This window comes from Micromonospora sp. BQ32, assembly GCF_059358895.1.
In genome coordinates, this window is record NZ_JCADBI010000005.1 from 372,820 (window position 1) to 386,688 (window position 13,869).

General features: G+C 71.1%; 11 protein-coding genes, 1 tRNA gene and 1 other RNA gene. 7 read left to right on the forward strand and 6 right to left on the reverse strand.

Translation table 11 applies throughout. From position 1 onward, the window contains the following. Positions 1-68: 68 nt before the first annotated feature. Positions 69-662, reverse strand: a complete 594-nt coding sequence (gene recR, locus AC5L30_RS13855) for a recombination mediator RecR (protein ID WP_238657997.1) — start codon at positions 660-662, stop codon at positions 69-71. 8 nt (positions 663-670) lie between these two features. Next, positions 671-979: a YbaB/EbfC family nucleoid-associated protein gene (locus AC5L30_RS13860; RefSeq protein ID WP_007466279.1), complete on the reverse strand. Its 309-nt coding sequence runs from the start codon at positions 977-979 to the stop codon at positions 671-673. A gap of 202 nt (positions 980-1,181) precedes the next feature. Between AC5L30_RS13860 and AC5L30_RS13865 the strand changes: the two genes are divergently transcribed. Continuing rightward, positions 1,182-1,853, forward strand: coding sequence for a DUF998 domain-containing protein (locus tag AC5L30_RS13865; protein WP_494867609.1), 672 nt, complete (start codon positions 1,182-1,184; stop codon positions 1,851-1,853). 61 nt (positions 1,854-1,914) lie between these two features. Here the strand turns inward: AC5L30_RS13865 and AC5L30_RS13870 are convergent, their stop codons facing one another. Together AC5L30_RS13870 and ffs are read right to left on the reverse strand one after the other, a co-directional pair. Further along, complete coding sequence (locus AC5L30_RS13870; RefSeq protein WP_494867611.1) at positions 1,915-4,800, reverse strand: DNA polymerase III subunit gamma and tau; 2,886 nt, start codon at positions 4,798-4,800, stop codon at positions 1,915-1,917. A gap of 201 nt (positions 4,801-5,001) precedes the next feature. Next, an RNA gene (gene ffs / locus AC5L30_RS13875) (signal recognition particle sRNA small type) lies at positions 5,002-5,091 on the reverse strand. An 82-nt stretch (positions 5,092-5,173) separates the two neighbouring features. Between ffs and AC5L30_RS13880 the strand changes: the two genes are divergently transcribed. Continuing rightward, positions 5,174-5,258, forward strand: a tRNA-Ser gene (locus AC5L30_RS13880). 402 nt (positions 5,259-5,660) lie between these two features. Further along, entirely contained in the window at positions 5,661-6,104 is a 444-nt protein-coding gene (locus AC5L30_RS13885) for a hypothetical protein (RefSeq protein ID WP_494867612.1), read from the forward strand. A gap of 180 nt (positions 6,105-6,284) precedes the next feature. On the opposite strand, the gene AC5L30_RS13890 is transcribed toward AC5L30_RS13885, so the two are convergent. Then, positions 6,285-6,932, reverse strand: coding sequence for a DUF1349 domain-containing protein (locus tag AC5L30_RS13890; protein WP_494867613.1), 648 nt, complete (start codon positions 6,930-6,932; stop codon positions 6,285-6,287). Between the two features lie 141 nt (positions 6,933-7,073). Here AC5L30_RS13890 and AC5L30_RS13895 point away from each other — a divergent pair, with 141 nt between their 5' ends. The 3 genes from AC5L30_RS13895 to AC5L30_RS13905 all read left to right on the forward strand — a co-directional run bounded on the left by AC5L30_RS13895 (position 7,074) and on the right by AC5L30_RS13905 (position 10,807). Beyond that, on the forward strand, positions 7,074-7,643 hold the full coding sequence (locus tag AC5L30_RS13895; protein ID WP_494867614.1) for a hypothetical protein: 570 nt from the start codon (positions 7,074-7,076) through the stop codon (positions 7,641-7,643). Between the two features lie 77 nt (positions 7,644-7,720). Next, positions 7,721-8,215 carry a hypothetical protein gene (locus tag AC5L30_RS13900; RefSeq protein ID WP_494867616.1) on the forward strand — a complete coding sequence of 165 codons (495 nt, stop codon included), beginning with the start codon at positions 7,721-7,723 and terminating at the stop codon, positions 8,213-8,215. A 156-nt stretch (positions 8,216-8,371) separates the two neighbouring features. Continuing rightward, on the forward strand, positions 8,372-10,807 hold the full coding sequence (locus tag AC5L30_RS13905; RefSeq protein WP_494867618.1) for a hypothetical protein: 2,436 nt from the start codon (positions 8,372-8,374) through the stop codon (positions 10,805-10,807). A gap of 52 nt (positions 10,808-10,859) precedes the next feature. On the opposite strand, the gene AC5L30_RS13910 is transcribed toward AC5L30_RS13905, so the two are convergent. After that, positions 10,860-12,473 (reverse strand): carboxylesterase/lipase family protein, encoded by a 1,614-nt coding sequence (locus AC5L30_RS13910; RefSeq protein ID WP_494867620.1) that lies wholly within the window; start codon positions 12,471-12,473, stop codon positions 10,860-10,862. A gap of 182 nt (positions 12,474-12,655) precedes the next feature. On the opposite strand from AC5L30_RS13910, the gene AC5L30_RS13915 reads away from it, so the two are divergent. Further along, positions 12,656-13,591 (forward strand): TetR/AcrR family transcriptional regulator C-terminal domain-containing protein, encoded by a 936-nt coding sequence (locus AC5L30_RS13915; protein WP_494867622.1) that lies wholly within the window; start codon positions 12,656-12,658, stop codon positions 13,589-13,591. Positions 13,592-13,869 lie beyond the last annotated feature (278 nt).

Genomic DNA, 13,869 nt, shown 5'->3' on the forward strand with positions numbered 1-13,869 from the left:
TTCCGGGCAGAGACGCAGCGGTGGCCGGCACCCATCCGGGCGCCGGCCACCGGCCGTACGTCAGGGGATCAGACCGCGCGGCGCCCCTCGAAGGCCCGACCGAGGGTGATCTCGTCGGCGTACTCCAGATCGCCGCCGACCGGCAGCCCGCTGGCCAGCCGGGTCACCGAGATGCCCATCGGCTTCACCATCAACGCCAGGTAGGTGGCGGTCGCCTCGCCCTCGGTATTGGGATCCGTGGCCAGGATCAACTCCCGCACCCCGCCGCCACCGAGCCGGATCATCAGCTCCCGGATGCGCAGATTGTCCGGGCCGATCCCCTCCAGCGGATTGATCGCGCCGCCCAGCACGTGGTAGCGACCGCGGAACTCACCCGTCCGCTCGATGGCCACCACGTCCTTGGGCTCCTCGACCACGCACAGCACCTCCTCGGTGCGGCGCGGGTCGCGGCAGATCCGGCACTGCTCGGACTCGGCCACGTTGTAGCAGGTCGTGCAGAACCGCACCAGCTCCTTGACCTTGCGCAGTGCGCCGGCCAGCCGGTTGACGTCGGCCGGATCCGCCGAGAGGACGTGGAACGCGATCCGTTGAGCACTCTTCGGGCCCACGCCCGGCAGCCGACCCAGCTCGTCGATCAGATCCTGGATGGCACCTTCGTACATCTGCCGGCTCAGAAACCGGGCAGGCCGAGGCCGCCCATGCCGCCGGCGACCGGGCCCATCTTGCGCTCGGTCAGCTCCCGGGCCGCCTCGGCGGCGTTGTGCACGGCCGCGACGACCAGATCCTCCAGCGTCTCCACGTCGTCCGGGTCGACAGCCTTCGGGTCGATCTTGATGGCCTTGAGCTCACCGGAGCCGGAGACGGTCGCGGTGACCAGCCCACCACCGGCGGTGCCGGTCAGCTCGGCCTCGGCCAGCTCGGCCTGGGCGGCGGCGATCTGCTGCTGCATCTTCTGCGCCTGCTTCAGCATCTGCTGCATGTTCGGCTGTCCACCTGGGCGCACGGGATGGCTCCTTCTCGCACTCGTCTGCTCGACCGCCGCTCAGCCTATCCGCTGGGACCGACCTCGCCCCGCCCGGTGCGTCCGTCCACGCCGAGCCTTCCGGGTACTGCTACCCCTACCCCGAACCGGCCATCTGGGGGTAGTGCACCCGGACCCGTCGCACTGGTCTGCTCGTGGCATGAACCTCAACCGCACCGGCCGGGTAGGCGCGCTGTGCTGGCTCGCGGCCGCGCCCATCTTCCTCGTCGCCAGCCTGATCACCGGGCTGCGGTGGCGCGAGCCGGCCTACAGCTGGGCCACCCACAACATCAGCGACCTCGGCAACGCCCACTGCGGCATCTGGGACACCACCCGCCCCCGCTACGTCTGCTCGCCGTGGCACGCACTGATGAACACCGCGACACTGGCCACCGCCGTACTGCTCGCCGTCGGGCTCCTGCTGACCTGGCGGATCCTCGGCCACGGCCCGGTGGTGCGCTCGGCCCAGACACTGCTGCTGCTGGCCACCGGCGGATACGCACTCGCGGCCCTCTACCCGGCCGACGTCGACGAGAACCTGCACGTCCTCGGCGCATTCCTGATCATGGGGATGGGCAACATCGGCCTGCTCCTCGCCGGCTTCGCACCAGGCAACACGGCGCTCGGCAGGTGGCGACGGCTAACCCTCACCGCCGGGCTCATCGCGCTGGCCGGGACCACGCTGTTCGCCGCCCAACAGGGCCTAGCTATCGGGGTAGGCGGCATGGAACGGGTAGCCGTCCTACCCTTCCCACTCTGGGCCTGCTACCTCGGCGTCCTCCTAGCCGAGACCCCCTCCCCGCGCGATCTTGCACTTTCTGCCTCGACATAAGCCAGCATTCTGCGCAGGACGGCGACCGAAACTGCAAGATCGCCGAGTCGGGGCGGAGTTGTCAGCGGGCGTCGATCTCGTTGATCTTCTCGGCGCCGAAGGTCTCCCGGAGCAGCCGTACTGCCTGCTCCTCGCTGGATTCCCGCGCGGTCTTCTCGTCGATGATCTCGTCCAACGGCTCGTCGCCCGGGTCGAACCCCTCATAGGCCGGGGCCGACGCCGCGCCGCCGGGCCGACCGGCCCGCGCCGGACCGTCGAAGTCCGGGTCGTAGGGCGGCTCGCCGGCCCATTCGGCGTCCGCGACAGGCCGGGCTGCCGCTCCGGTACGCGGACCGCGCCCCGCCGCCGCCGCGCGAGCCGCGGCGATGGCGCTGCTCACCGGCGCGCCACCGGCTGACGCCGGCTGCCGGGCCGCCGGTGTCGGGTTACCCCGCCCGCCCGGCTTACCGCCACCGGCCGGGGCCCCGGGGCCACCCGAACCGCCTGGTCCGGTGCCGTTGGGGCCACCGCTGTCGCTGCCGCCGTTGGGGTCGCTCCCGTTCGCGGCGCTGCCGTTCGCGCCGGTCGACGCCGCTGCCGAGTGGGAGCCGCCAGGGCTCGCCTGGTTCCCGACCGACGCGCCGCCGGGTAGGGCGGCCTCCGGCCAGTCCTCGTCATCCGTCGCCTCGGCGGTCGGGGCACCGCCGCCGGGGCGGGCCGCCTCCGGCCAGTCGTCCTCGTCGTCCGCGGCCGGGGCGGACGGCGCTGCGCCCTGCCGACCAGCACCGTGACCGCCGGAGCCCGCGCCGACACCGCCGCGCGAAGCCGGGCCGGCAGCGCCGGTCGGGTTCACCGCGGTGGGCAGCGCCTTCGTCGGACCGGCAACTGCGGTCGGGGCGTTGGGTACGGCACCACCCGGCCCGGCGGCGTTCGAGCCTGGCGCGGCGTTCGAGCCTGGCGCGGCGTTCGAGCCTGGCGCTGGGGCGGGCGGCGCGCTCGTCGGGCCGGTGGTGGCAGCCGGGGTCGCGGCGGGCGGCGTCTCCGGCGTGGCTGGCGGTGCGGCCGGTCGGGCCGGGGAGGCGGGCTGCGGGCGCGGTGAGCCGGACAGCGACACGCCACCGCGCTCACCGGCCACCTCGCACCGGATCTGCCAGCGCCCGCCCAACTCCTCGTAGAGCGCGTCGGTGAGCACCGCCGCGTGGTCGGCCATCATCTTGGCCAGCACGGTGGACTTCACCGTCAGCACCAGCATGTCGCCGTCGAGTTCGCGGACCACCGCGTCCCGCATCAGTGCGGCGATCCGCTTGTTGGTCCGGTTGACCTTGCCGACCACGTCCGGCCAGACACGGCGGACCGCGACCGCGTCCAGCGCGGCGGCCGGCGCGCCCGGTCGGGGCGGCGCGGGCGTGGCCGGGTCGGGCAGCACCGCCGACGGTGGCACCACGCGACGCGGGGCCGGCCCGGCGGGCGAGACGGGTACGGCCTGGTCAGCGGGGGCGGTCGACGCACCGGGGGACGCCGGGATCGGCGAGTCGGCCGCCGAGACGTACGAGGCCGGCGCACCGGAGGTCGGAGCGGGCGAGGCGGGTGCCCCGGTGACCGAAGCGGCCGAGGCGGAAGTGCCCGAGGCCGCAGCGCCCTGGGTCGGGGACGCTGCCGGGTCGACCGCCCACGGCGGTGCGGAGGTCGGGGCGTTCGCGGGTGCCGGGGTGGCGGCAGCCGGGACCGGGGTGGCTGGCTGTGGGCGTACCCCTGGGTTGGTGGCTGGCGCGGAGCCGGCAGCGGCCGACGCCGCGTCGGTGCCGCCCAGGGTGAGCCGGCGTTCCATCCGCTCCAGGCGCTGGAGCAGGCCGCCGGTGGAGTCGTCCGCGCCGGGCAGCAACATCCGGGCGCAGATCAGCTCCAGCAGCAGGCGGGGCGCGGTGGTGCCGCGCATCTCCACCAGCCCGTTGTGCACGATGTCGGCGCAGCGGGACAGCGTGGCCGAGCCGAGCTGCGAAGCCTGGGCTGCCATCCGCTCGATCTGGTCGGCCGGGCCGTCGATCAGACCCTTCGCGGCGGCGTCCGGCACCTGCTGGATCACGATCAGGTCGCGGAGCCGTTCCAGCAGGTCGGAGGCGAACCGGCGCATGTCGTGCCCGGCCTCGGCGACCCGGTCGACGGTGGCGTACGCGGCCGCGCCGTCACCGGCGGCCAGCGCGTCGCACATCTCGTCGATCAGCGCCGAGTCGGTGACCCCGAGCAGCGCGACGGCCCGTGCGTAGCTGACCCCCTCCGCGCCGGCACCGGCGATGAGTTGGTCGAGCACCGAGAGGCTGTCCCGCATGCTGCCGCCACCGGCGCGGACCACCAGCGGAAAGACCGCCGGCTCGACGGCGACGCCCTCGGCCTGGGTGAGCTGCTCCAGGTACGGGCGGACCACCTTCGGCGGAAACAGCCGGAACGGGTAGTGGTGGGTCCGCGACCGGATCGTGCCGAGGACCTTCTCCGGCTCGGTGGTGGCGAAGATGAACTTGACGTACTCCGGGGGCTCCTCGACCAGCTTGAGCAGGGCGTTGAAGCCCTGGGTCGAGACCATGTGCGCCTCGTCGATGATGTAGATCTTGAAGCGGCTGCTGGCCGGCGCGAAGAAGGCGCGCTCGCGCAGCTCGCGGGCGTCGTCGACACCGCCGTGGCTGGCCGCGTCGATCTCGATCACGTCGATCGAGCCGGTGCCGTCGGCGGCCAGCGAGCGGCAGGAGTCACACTTGCCGCACGGCTCGGGGGTGGGGCCCTGCTCACAGTTGAGCGAGCGGGCCATGATCCGGGCGCTGGTGGTCTTGCCGCAGCCACGGGGGCCGGAGAAGAGGTAGGCGTGGTTGAGCCGTCCGCTGCGCAGCGCCTGCGACAGCGGCTCGGTCACGTGCTCCTGACCGATGACCTCAGCGAAGGTACGCGGCCGGTACTTGCGGTAGAGCGCCAGCGTCACTCGTCCCGCCTCCTCTCGACCGAGCCATTCTGCGCCGGTCGGGCGCGGGTGACCACCCACCACCCCGGCGCCGCGGATGCCGTGCTGATCGACCGGGCCGCCAGGGCCGGATCAACTCGGCTTCCTGGAAACCGCGGTGTCCGCGTGGCCGGGACACCGCGACATCATGGATGCCGAGTGGATCAACCGGCCCACAGACAAAAAGGCCTCCCGTGCACCCGGCAGAGCTCGCTTATCCTTGCTGCCTTCCGGCCCTGGGGAGGTTCACGAGATACCGCCGCACGGGAGGTGACGCCCAGCCTACCCGACCGCCCGTCGATCTTCAGGGGGTGGTGGGGTGGCCCGCCCGACACGGGCCTGTATTCTGGCTCGCGGAGGATTCGCCTAGAGGCCTAGGGCGCACGCTTGGAAAGCGTGTTGGGTTTACACCCTCACGAGTTCGAATCTCGTATCCTCCGCTCGCCTGAGCAGCACGAACGACAGGGCCGGCCCCACGGGGACCGGCCCTGAGTCGTCTGTGCGCAGGCGTCAGCCCACCACCTGGACGTGCCCCGCGCCCTGCGCCGAGAACCACGCCTCCAGCTCAGCGCCGCCGATGGACCAGGTCGCTTCCTCGTCAACGAGGACCGGACCGATGACCGCACCCTTGGCGCCGTGGAGTTGGCAGCCGTTACATCCGTGCGCCGCCCAGCGTGCACCACCGCAGGCTGGCGACCTCCAGGTTGGCGTCCCGTTCGCGGATCTCGTGACCTCGGCGTTCAAGGTTTGTCGAAGGTCTGGACAAGCCGGCATCGCAATGATCAAGCCAGTCGGCACCGATCGAAGGGCCGGAGCGAGCGATGCAGAGGAGTGCGACGGACATGACACGAGCCCTTGCCAGGCGGGTACTGCTGCCGTTGACGGTGGCGCTGACCGCGATCCTGGCCACCGCGAACCCGGCGGCTGCCGCCGGCAACGACGACTACACGGTCTACACCCTCCAGGGGGGCGGCGTAGTCGACTTCGTCGACTACGGCCCCGGCGCGGCCGGCGGCGGTGACAACGACGACTATCTGGTCATCCGCGACATCGCCGCCGATGGCCACGGGGTGCAGGTCTGGGCGTGGCTGCACGGGAAGTACCTCGGCACGAAGTACAACGGCAACGGCGCGTGGACTTCGGTCATCTACGACCCGTACACGATCTTCCCGAACAACGTCGCGAAGAACGAGGTCATCGGGCTCAAGATCTGCCTGGTCGACGGGAAGGACAACCTGATCCAGCCAAGCTGCTCGAGTGTTGAATGGCCCAGCATCGACGGCTGACCGGACGAACAGGGCCGCGGGCCGGCGCGCTTCGGAGGTCCGTGGGTACTCCGAATGGCGCCGGCTCTCCCGTCGGTCAGCGACACCGCGTTCAGGCAGTCGCCCTGGCGTGCGTTCGTCAGCCAGCTCTCCCGGCGCGCCTGACCTGCGCCCGGTCACACGCCCACCGCGGCAGTTAGGTCAGGAGCCGTCGCGGAGATCGCCCAGACGCTCTGCCCGGAACGTGATCTCGTCGAAGGTCACGCCGCACCCCTCACCGGTCGGGGACTGGCCCGCGAAGCCGATCCGGTCACGAGACGTGTCGGGGTCGAGGAGGAAGACGCGGATCAGCTGCCAGGTCTCACCGTCGACCGAGGCGTGGTACGCGTAGACCCCGTCGACCCGGGAGACCCGCAGCCACACCGACCGGTCGGGTACGACGAAGGCGTTCGCGTCGTCGGCGACGCCTCGGCAGATGACCGACACGATCATCGGGTCGCCTGCTGGCGAGAGTTCGAAGCAGAGCTTGGCCCAGCGCCGGTCGTCGAGCCACAGCAGAAGCACTCCGGCATCGAAGGTGGCGGCGAAGCCCACGGTGACCCGGGCGCTGAACTGGAAGTCCCCCGTCGGCAGGTCCCCCAGCAGCGTCGCCGCGTTGAGCGTCGACCCGGCACTGACCGTGGTGGTCTCGGCCGCCTCGGCGGAGCCGGTGCTGGGGTCGATGAAGATGTCCGTGTGCCGCTGCGCCTCGACCGCCACGGTGCCGGCCGCCTCATCGACCCGCCACAGCTCGGCGGACGAGGGCACGAGCGGGAACGGCACACCGGAGACGCTCAGTTGATTGGCCATGGTCAGGACCGTACAACCGTCGCCCTGCTCGCCGATGCCCCGCTCGTGGGGCGAGACCCCGGTACCGTGCCAGGCACCGACGGGCCGACATTCCGTCGTACACATGTTCTATCCACAGGCTGTGGACGACGGGAGGTTCCCATGGGTTACCAGCTCAGCGCGGTGGTCGCGGATGTCGAGTTACTCCGCGAGCAGACCGTCGAGCTGGATCACGCGGTCCTCGGTGAGCTGCGCCAGGACTTCGCGTTGCTGCCGGTCACCCCGCAACTGGTGGTGGAGCTGACCGGGTCGCTGCCGGATTTCGCGACGGACGACCGCAGCGCCGAGCACCCGTTCGGCCTGGTGTTGTCGCCGGCGTTGCTTGAGTTACTGACCCGCTGGTCACAGTCGGGACCGGTGGCCTATCTGGAGGCGGAGTTCGGTGGCGGCGTCGGCTACCAATCGGCTGCGGTGTGGCTGGGTGGGTCGCTGTCCTGGGGTCCTCGTTTCGACGACGAATTGGATGCACCGCGCGAGCAATGGCCGATCAACTCTGCGCTGACCCAGCTCGGTGTCGAGCCCGGCACCTGGATCGATCCGTTCGCCGAGCTGGGGTTGCACCTGGAGCGGAACACCGACGGTTGGCTGGCGCACGGACGGCGTCGACTCAGCGCCGACTACTGGGACGAACTGGTCGAGCAGTGGGAAAACCAAAAATACGGGGACCGGTAGCAACCTGAACGCCCCCGTTCCGTTGGGGACTGGGGGATTCCATGAAATTGCGACAATTTGCGTTTATTGCCATGCTGATGACGGCTGCCTCGATCGCTGGCAGCGGCGTACCGCCAACCGGGCCGATCCCGGAGAGCCGGCCCGCCGGCAGCGTGGAGATCATTGACCTGAACGGCCTGCGGAACATCGAGTTCGGCGCCACCGAGGACGAGCTGACCCGACGCGGCATCCTGCGTACCAGCCTGGACGCCTGCGGGCTGGTGCTCGCCGGCCACGACACGGTCAGCCCGGTCTTCATGGAGGACAGACTCGTGCTGCTCTGGGTCGGCGACCCGATGCGGACGCCGGAGGGCATAACGGCGGGCTCACCGGTCGACCAGGTCTGGGACCGCTATCCAGAGGTCAGCCGACTACGCGCTCCACAGGGGACGCACCGCCTCGACGGGCTACTCGCCCGCAGCGGCGATCGCGCGTACCTGTTCCTGCACGACGGGCGCACTGTCCGAAAAACCATCGCCGGGTACGCGGACTGGGCCCGCCGCCTTTTCGACGAGGGCGTCAGCCCCTGCTGAACCGCCAGCCACAGGGCCTGACAAGCCGATTGTCGGCGATTGACCTCCGTGGAATTATCTCCTCGCTCGCGCAGATCGCGCGACTCTCACGGGGAGTTGAACGTGCGTACAACCATGCTTGATCCACTATGGAGACACCTGGCGAGGTGGACGGCCGTGGCCGCCCTCAGCGCCGCCGGCGCGGGCCTGCTGGCCGGTCCTGCCACCGCCGCCCCGACAGGGGAGCCGTCAGCGCGACCGGCAGTGACGACCGAGCAGCCGCGCCCGGCCACCGTGCCGGCGAAAGCGGCGGTCACCCCCTCGGCTCAGGCCCCGGCCAACAAGACTCCGGCGAAGGTCGGCAGCACGTCCGCCACCTGCGGCGGACAGCTTCCGCTTGGCAAGGTCAAGAACTGCGCGTCGATCGCAGGCGCCGCACAGCACACGTGGACGATCACCTCGACGGTTGACCAGGACACCCTGTACGTCCGGCTTCGAGCGATCTCGGGTGACGGGGTCGGGGCCGAGGTCAAGGGCGCCGATGGCACCCACACCTGCTATGTCAGCTCATACCTGACGGACTGTGTGCTCGGCGCCGCGGGCACCTACACGGTGACGGTGGCGCTCAGCTACAACACCGGCACGGGCGCCTACTCGCTGTCGGCAGAGTCGATGCGAACCCCCTCCACCTGCGCCAGTCTGCCCGAGAGCTTCTTCTCCTTCGCCTCCGTTGGACGCAGCGGCACGCTGCCCGCCGGCCTGGCCGCCCGCTGCTTCACGTTCCAGCAGCCCGCCGGCACGGTCCTGCACCTGGCCGACCCGGGCGGCGCCGAGGACATCCAGGGCGGCATCCTGAACGGGCAGTTCCAGCCGGTCTGCTCGGTGCGCTACCCCACGGAGTGCACGCTCCAGGGGCCCGGGCCGTACCGGCTCTTCCTCCAGGAGACCTACGGCAACGAGGCCGCCTACACCCTCAAGATGCCGCGGCTCTCGCGGTCCGTCGGCTGCCCGGCCCTGCCCCTGACCGCGTTCGGCGACCCGGGCGCGGCGGTCGGGACCGGCACCGCGCCACCGAACGAGGGGATCAGCTGCCAAGCGCTGCGGGTCACCACCCCGGGCCCGCTGGTCGTTCGGATGGATCAGTACGCGAACCAGTACCTCAACTGGCGGGTGTACGACAACGCGGGACAGGTGGTGTGCACGGAGTTCGACTCGGCGCGATCCTGCGCGGCACCGGCGGCCGGCTCCTACACGCTGGTGGCGCAGAACTGGAACTGGGAACCGGTCACCTACCGGGTGGCGGTGGCCCGGCTCGACCAGACCGAAGGCTGCACCGCCCCCACCGGGCTCGGTTGGGACCAGCCGACCCTGACGATGCACCAGACCTCGGCGGTGCAGACCAACTGCCAGCCGTTCCACGGCGAGGCCGGTGAGCGGGTCATGGTCTACCGGACCCCGGACCGGTACAACGACGTCTCCTCCTGGCTCGTCGACGAGCAGGGCGGCGTGGTGTGCGCCGAGACGTCGGAGGGGGAGGACGGCTGTGTCCTTCCGTCGACCGGGACCTTCCGGGTCGTCTCCTACCTCTCCCGATGGGAGTCGGAGGACACCGACCTGACCTACCGGATGCAGGTGCGCAGCCTCTCGGACGCGACCGGCTGCCCGACGGTCACGCCCGGGGCGTACAACGCGGCCCCGGCCGGCCCGCTCGGCGGCATCCGCTGCCGCGTCCTGGATCTTCCCGCTGCGGGCGCCTACCGGGTCAAGGCCGTCGGGGAAGACAACCACCGGCAGTACGCGAACGTCTACGACAGCACCGGACACCGGGTGTGCACGGATATGTCATGTCAGGTTCCCGCCGCCGGCAGGTACACGCTCGTGCTCGGTGGCGGCACCCTGGACTCGGTGATCGGCGAGAGCCTGCGGTACCACCTCGCGGTGTTGCCGTGGTTGCCGTCCGACTGCCGGCCGGTGTCCGACACCGGCTGGCAGGACGCACCGGTACGGGGGCAGCTCACCACCCCCGCCCAGTTCGACTGCCTCCAGCTGAGCAGCCCTTCCGGCGCCCTCATCAGCGAACTGCTACCGGGCGACGCCACCGGAGCCGGCTCACCCGACGTGACGGTGATCGACTCCACCGGGGCTTTCATGTGTGACTCCTCCTGGGCGCTGCGCCAGTACCACTGCGAGCTGACCGGCCAGGCGCCGTTCCTCGCCGTGCTCAACTCGCGCGACGGTGCCCCGGACGGGCCGTACTCGCTCGCGTTCGCACGTACCGACGGCCCACCCGCCTGCCCGACGCTGCCGGCGGGTGCGACGGGTGCCACGGTGACGACGGGTGCGGACCGGTTCGGGGTCTGTTTCTCGATCCCGGCCGACGCACGCGCCGCCACGGAGTCGATCACGTGGAAGCGGACCGACGGCACCGGTGACGCTCGTCTGTCGGTGTACGACTCGGAGGGGCGTCGTTACTGCGGCCCGACCGGCTACGCCATCGAGCGGACCATCTCCTGCTCGCTACCTGACGGACCGGTCACGGTGATCCTGGAGGCGGACGGCGTCGATGCCACGTACCAGCTGACCCACCGCGACGCCAGCAACCCCGGCGCGTGACGGGCGGCGAGCCGGCTCTTCACTCGGAGAGCCGGCTCGCCGGACACCGTCGTCAACGGGCGAGCGACCGCCAGAAGTCGTACGAGTGGGCCGTCGCGAAATCGCTCGTTCCCGACCCGCCGTCACCGGTCAGCAGCCGCACGTAGGAAGAACCGCCGCCCAGTCGAGGCCAGCCCGCCCGACCCGTCCGAGCGAAGTCGGTCCAGGTCCGGACCATGACGTCGGAGAGCCGCCGCTGAGTCGGCGTGAGCGCCTCGGCGTAGTCGACCGTGAACAGGTACGGCAGCTCGGCGCAGTGGTACGCGCCGGCCGGGAACGTCGGCTCGGGTCCCGCGGTGAAGAACGGCGCGTACTCGTCGGCGAACTCGTACGCGAAGGTCGGCACCCGCCGAGCGAACATCATCGCCGCGGAGTAGACCGGCTCGGCGTAGTCGTGATCGGTCAGCACCGCACCCAACGTCGCGCTGGCCGGCTGCGCCTCGTCGCGCGGATAGCGGGCCAGCACCTTCTCGGCCCGGTCACCGAACATGGCGCGTACCTGGTCGCGGTACTGGTCGTCGGTGAGCGGGCACGACTCCGGTTCCTGGTCCGGCTTCGGCGGCTCCGGGCAGTTGAGCCCGACCCGTTCCATCCCCCACACCACGAGCCGGGACTCGTCCCGGTTCATCCCGGTCATCACCGGCACCCGATGCAGCCTCCCGGTGGTCAACGCTTCGGCCGGGTCCACCGGCAACGTGTGGCCGTCGACGACCGGGCCGAGGTCGACACCCGCGCCGGGATAGCCAACCGTCTCGATCAGCCGGGCAGGGGTACGTCCGCGCAGGCAGGCGGCGACCACAGCCGGGTCGGTGCAGCCGATCCGCCGCGCGAACTCCTGGGCCGCCCGGACCGCCTCGGCCCGGGTCTGGACCGGGTTGGCGCACGAGTTGCTCTGCATGATCGCGCGGTGGAAAAGGCCAGCGGTGGCGGGCGCGGCGAGCTGCGCGCAGACGCTGGTCGCCCCGGCGGACTGGCCGAACAAAGTGACGTTGCCCGGGTCGCCGCCGAAGGCCGCCACGTTGCGCCGTACCCAGCGCAGCGCGGCCTGCTGATCCTGCAATCCGAAGTTTCCGGTGGCGCCGTCCTGTTCGGCCAGTGCCGGATGCGCCAGGAAGCCGAGCGCGCCGAGCCGGTAGTTCACCGTGACGACGATGACGTCACCACCGGCCGCCAGCCGCTGCCCGCCGTACCCGTCGCCGCTGCCGAACCGGAAGTCCCCGCCGTGCAACCAGACCATGACCGGTCGCGGCGTTCGTGCCGTGGAGCGCGGGGTGGTGACATTCAGGTAGAGGCAGTCCTCGGACTCCGAGGGTGCGTCCATCGGCAGCCCCTGCAGTTGCGCGCAGGCGGCACCGGGCCGGGTCGCGTCGCGTACTCCGGTCCACGTCGGACCGGGTTGCGGCGGGGTCCAGCGCAGCGTGCCCAGTGGCGGGCTTGCGTACGGAATGCCCTGGAACGACCGGTGGTCCGCCGCGACGGTCCCCCGCACCGCGCCCTGGTCGGTCCGAACGACGGCAGCGCTCCGGCGGTCGTCGTCGGCCGCCGCCGGACCGACGGCCATCGCCGGGCCGACGAGGACGACAGCGCCCAAGGCGACGGCCCATCGGGGGTACGGATCACGTCTCATGCTCTCCCCATTTCGTCGACGCCGGTATGGCGTACGCACCGGGCTGCGCTGAGCATGTCGAGCTGGCAACCACCCGACCAGGGAGCTCTAGTACGCCGCGGCAGGAAGGGCGCGACCATCGGCAGGGCGCCGGCCGGTGCTCTAGTGCGCTACGGTCACCGCGAGGCCGGCGGGAGGCGATCGTGACAGAGATCGGCGAGACCACTCCCCCTTATCTGCGCATCGTCGGGGAATTGCGACGGCGCATCCTGGCGGGCGAGTTGGGCCCGGGCGATCGGGTGCCGTCCACCCGGCAGATCGTCCGGGAGTGGGGCGTCGCCATGGCGACCGCCAGCCGGGCGCTCACCGCGCTTCGGCAGGAGAACCTGGTCCGGGCGGTGCCGGGTGTGGGCATGGTGGTGACCGGCGCTGCGCCGACCACGCCGAGTCGCGGAGCACCGGCCGGTGTTCGGCGGCTGCCTGTCCAAGGGTTGACCCGCGACCAGGTGGTGCGGACCGCGATGACGATCGCCGACGCCGAGGGGTTACCGGCGCTGAGCATGCGGCGCATCGCGATGGAGTTGGACGTCCCCACCATGTCGCTGTACCGGCAGGTTCGGGGCAAGGAGCAGCTTCTCGTGCTGATGGCGGACGCGGCCTTCGCCGCGCATCGACTGCCGCGCACGTTCCCGCCCGGATGGCGAGCCCAACTGGAGTTGCTCAGCCGACTTCAGTGGTCGATCTACCGGCGGCATCCCTGGCTGGCCCAGGTCGTCTCGCTGACCCGCCCTCTGATGGCACCGCACGCCGTCGCGCACACCGAGTGGGCGCTGCGTGCCCTCGCCCGGCACGGCCTGGACCAGCACACCCAGCTCCACCTGGTGGTCGCACTGGCCAACCATGTTCGCGGCACCGCCATCAACCTGGAGCGGGGGGTTGAGGCGGAGCAGGACACCGGCCTGACCGACGACGAGTGGATGGCGGCCCAGGCCGACGTGTTCGATGGGTTGTTCGCGGCGGGCGAGTTTCCGCATCTGGCCCGGCTCAGCCGGACAGCGGTCGACCTCAACGTCGACAGCCTCTTCGAATTCGGCCTGCAACGACTGCTCGACGGGGTGGCGGCGCTGCTCGAACGGTGACCGCTCAGACCGGGCGGGTCGGTTGGGCGAAGGCGTCCCTCGCGTACCCCATGTCCCTTTCGGCGTAGCGGGCCACGGCCTTGCGCAACAGCTCCGCCTTGCCATCAAAGGTGGCGTAAAGCTGGGTTTGTTGATGCCCATGGCCTCGGCGAAGTCGTTCACCGAGGCGCCCTCGTATCCCTGACGCCAGAACACCTCCACCGCGCGCTCCAGCGCCTCGTCGGCGTCGAAGCCCCGTGGTCGCCCTCGCTGTGGCACAGCCCACCACCTCTTCTCCG

Bases quoted from the DNA above. Each gene is read 5' to 3' on its own strand.
- recR (WP_238657997.1), bottom strand. From the start codon at position 662: ATGTACGAAGGTGCCATCCAGGATCTGATCGACGAGCTGGGTCGGCTG.
- AC5L30_RS13860 (WP_007466279.1), bottom strand. From the start codon at position 979: ATGCAGCAGATGCTGAAGCAGGCGCAGAAGATGCAGCAGCAGATCGCC.
- AC5L30_RS13865 (WP_494867609.1), top strand. From the start codon at position 1,182: ATGAACCTCAACCGCACCGGCCGGGTAGGCGCGCTGTGCTGGCTCGCG.
- AC5L30_RS13885 (WP_494867612.1), top strand. From the start codon at position 5,661: ATGACACGAGCCCTTGCCAGGCGGGTACTGCTGCCGTTGACGGTGGCG.
- AC5L30_RS13890 (WP_494867613.1), bottom strand. From the start codon at position 6,932: ATGGCCAATCAACTGAGCGTCTCCGGTGTGCCGTTCCCGCTCGTGCCC.
- AC5L30_RS13895 (WP_494867614.1), top strand. From the start codon at position 7,074: ATGGGTTACCAGCTCAGCGCGGTGGTCGCGGATGTCGAGTTACTCCGC.
- AC5L30_RS13900 (WP_494867616.1), top strand. From the start codon at position 7,721: ATGACGGCTGCCTCGATCGCTGGCAGCGGCGTACCGCCAACCGGGCCG.
- AC5L30_RS13910 (WP_494867620.1), bottom strand. From the start codon at position 12,473: ATGAGACGTGATCCGTACCCCCGATGGGCCGTCGCCTTGGGCGCTGTC.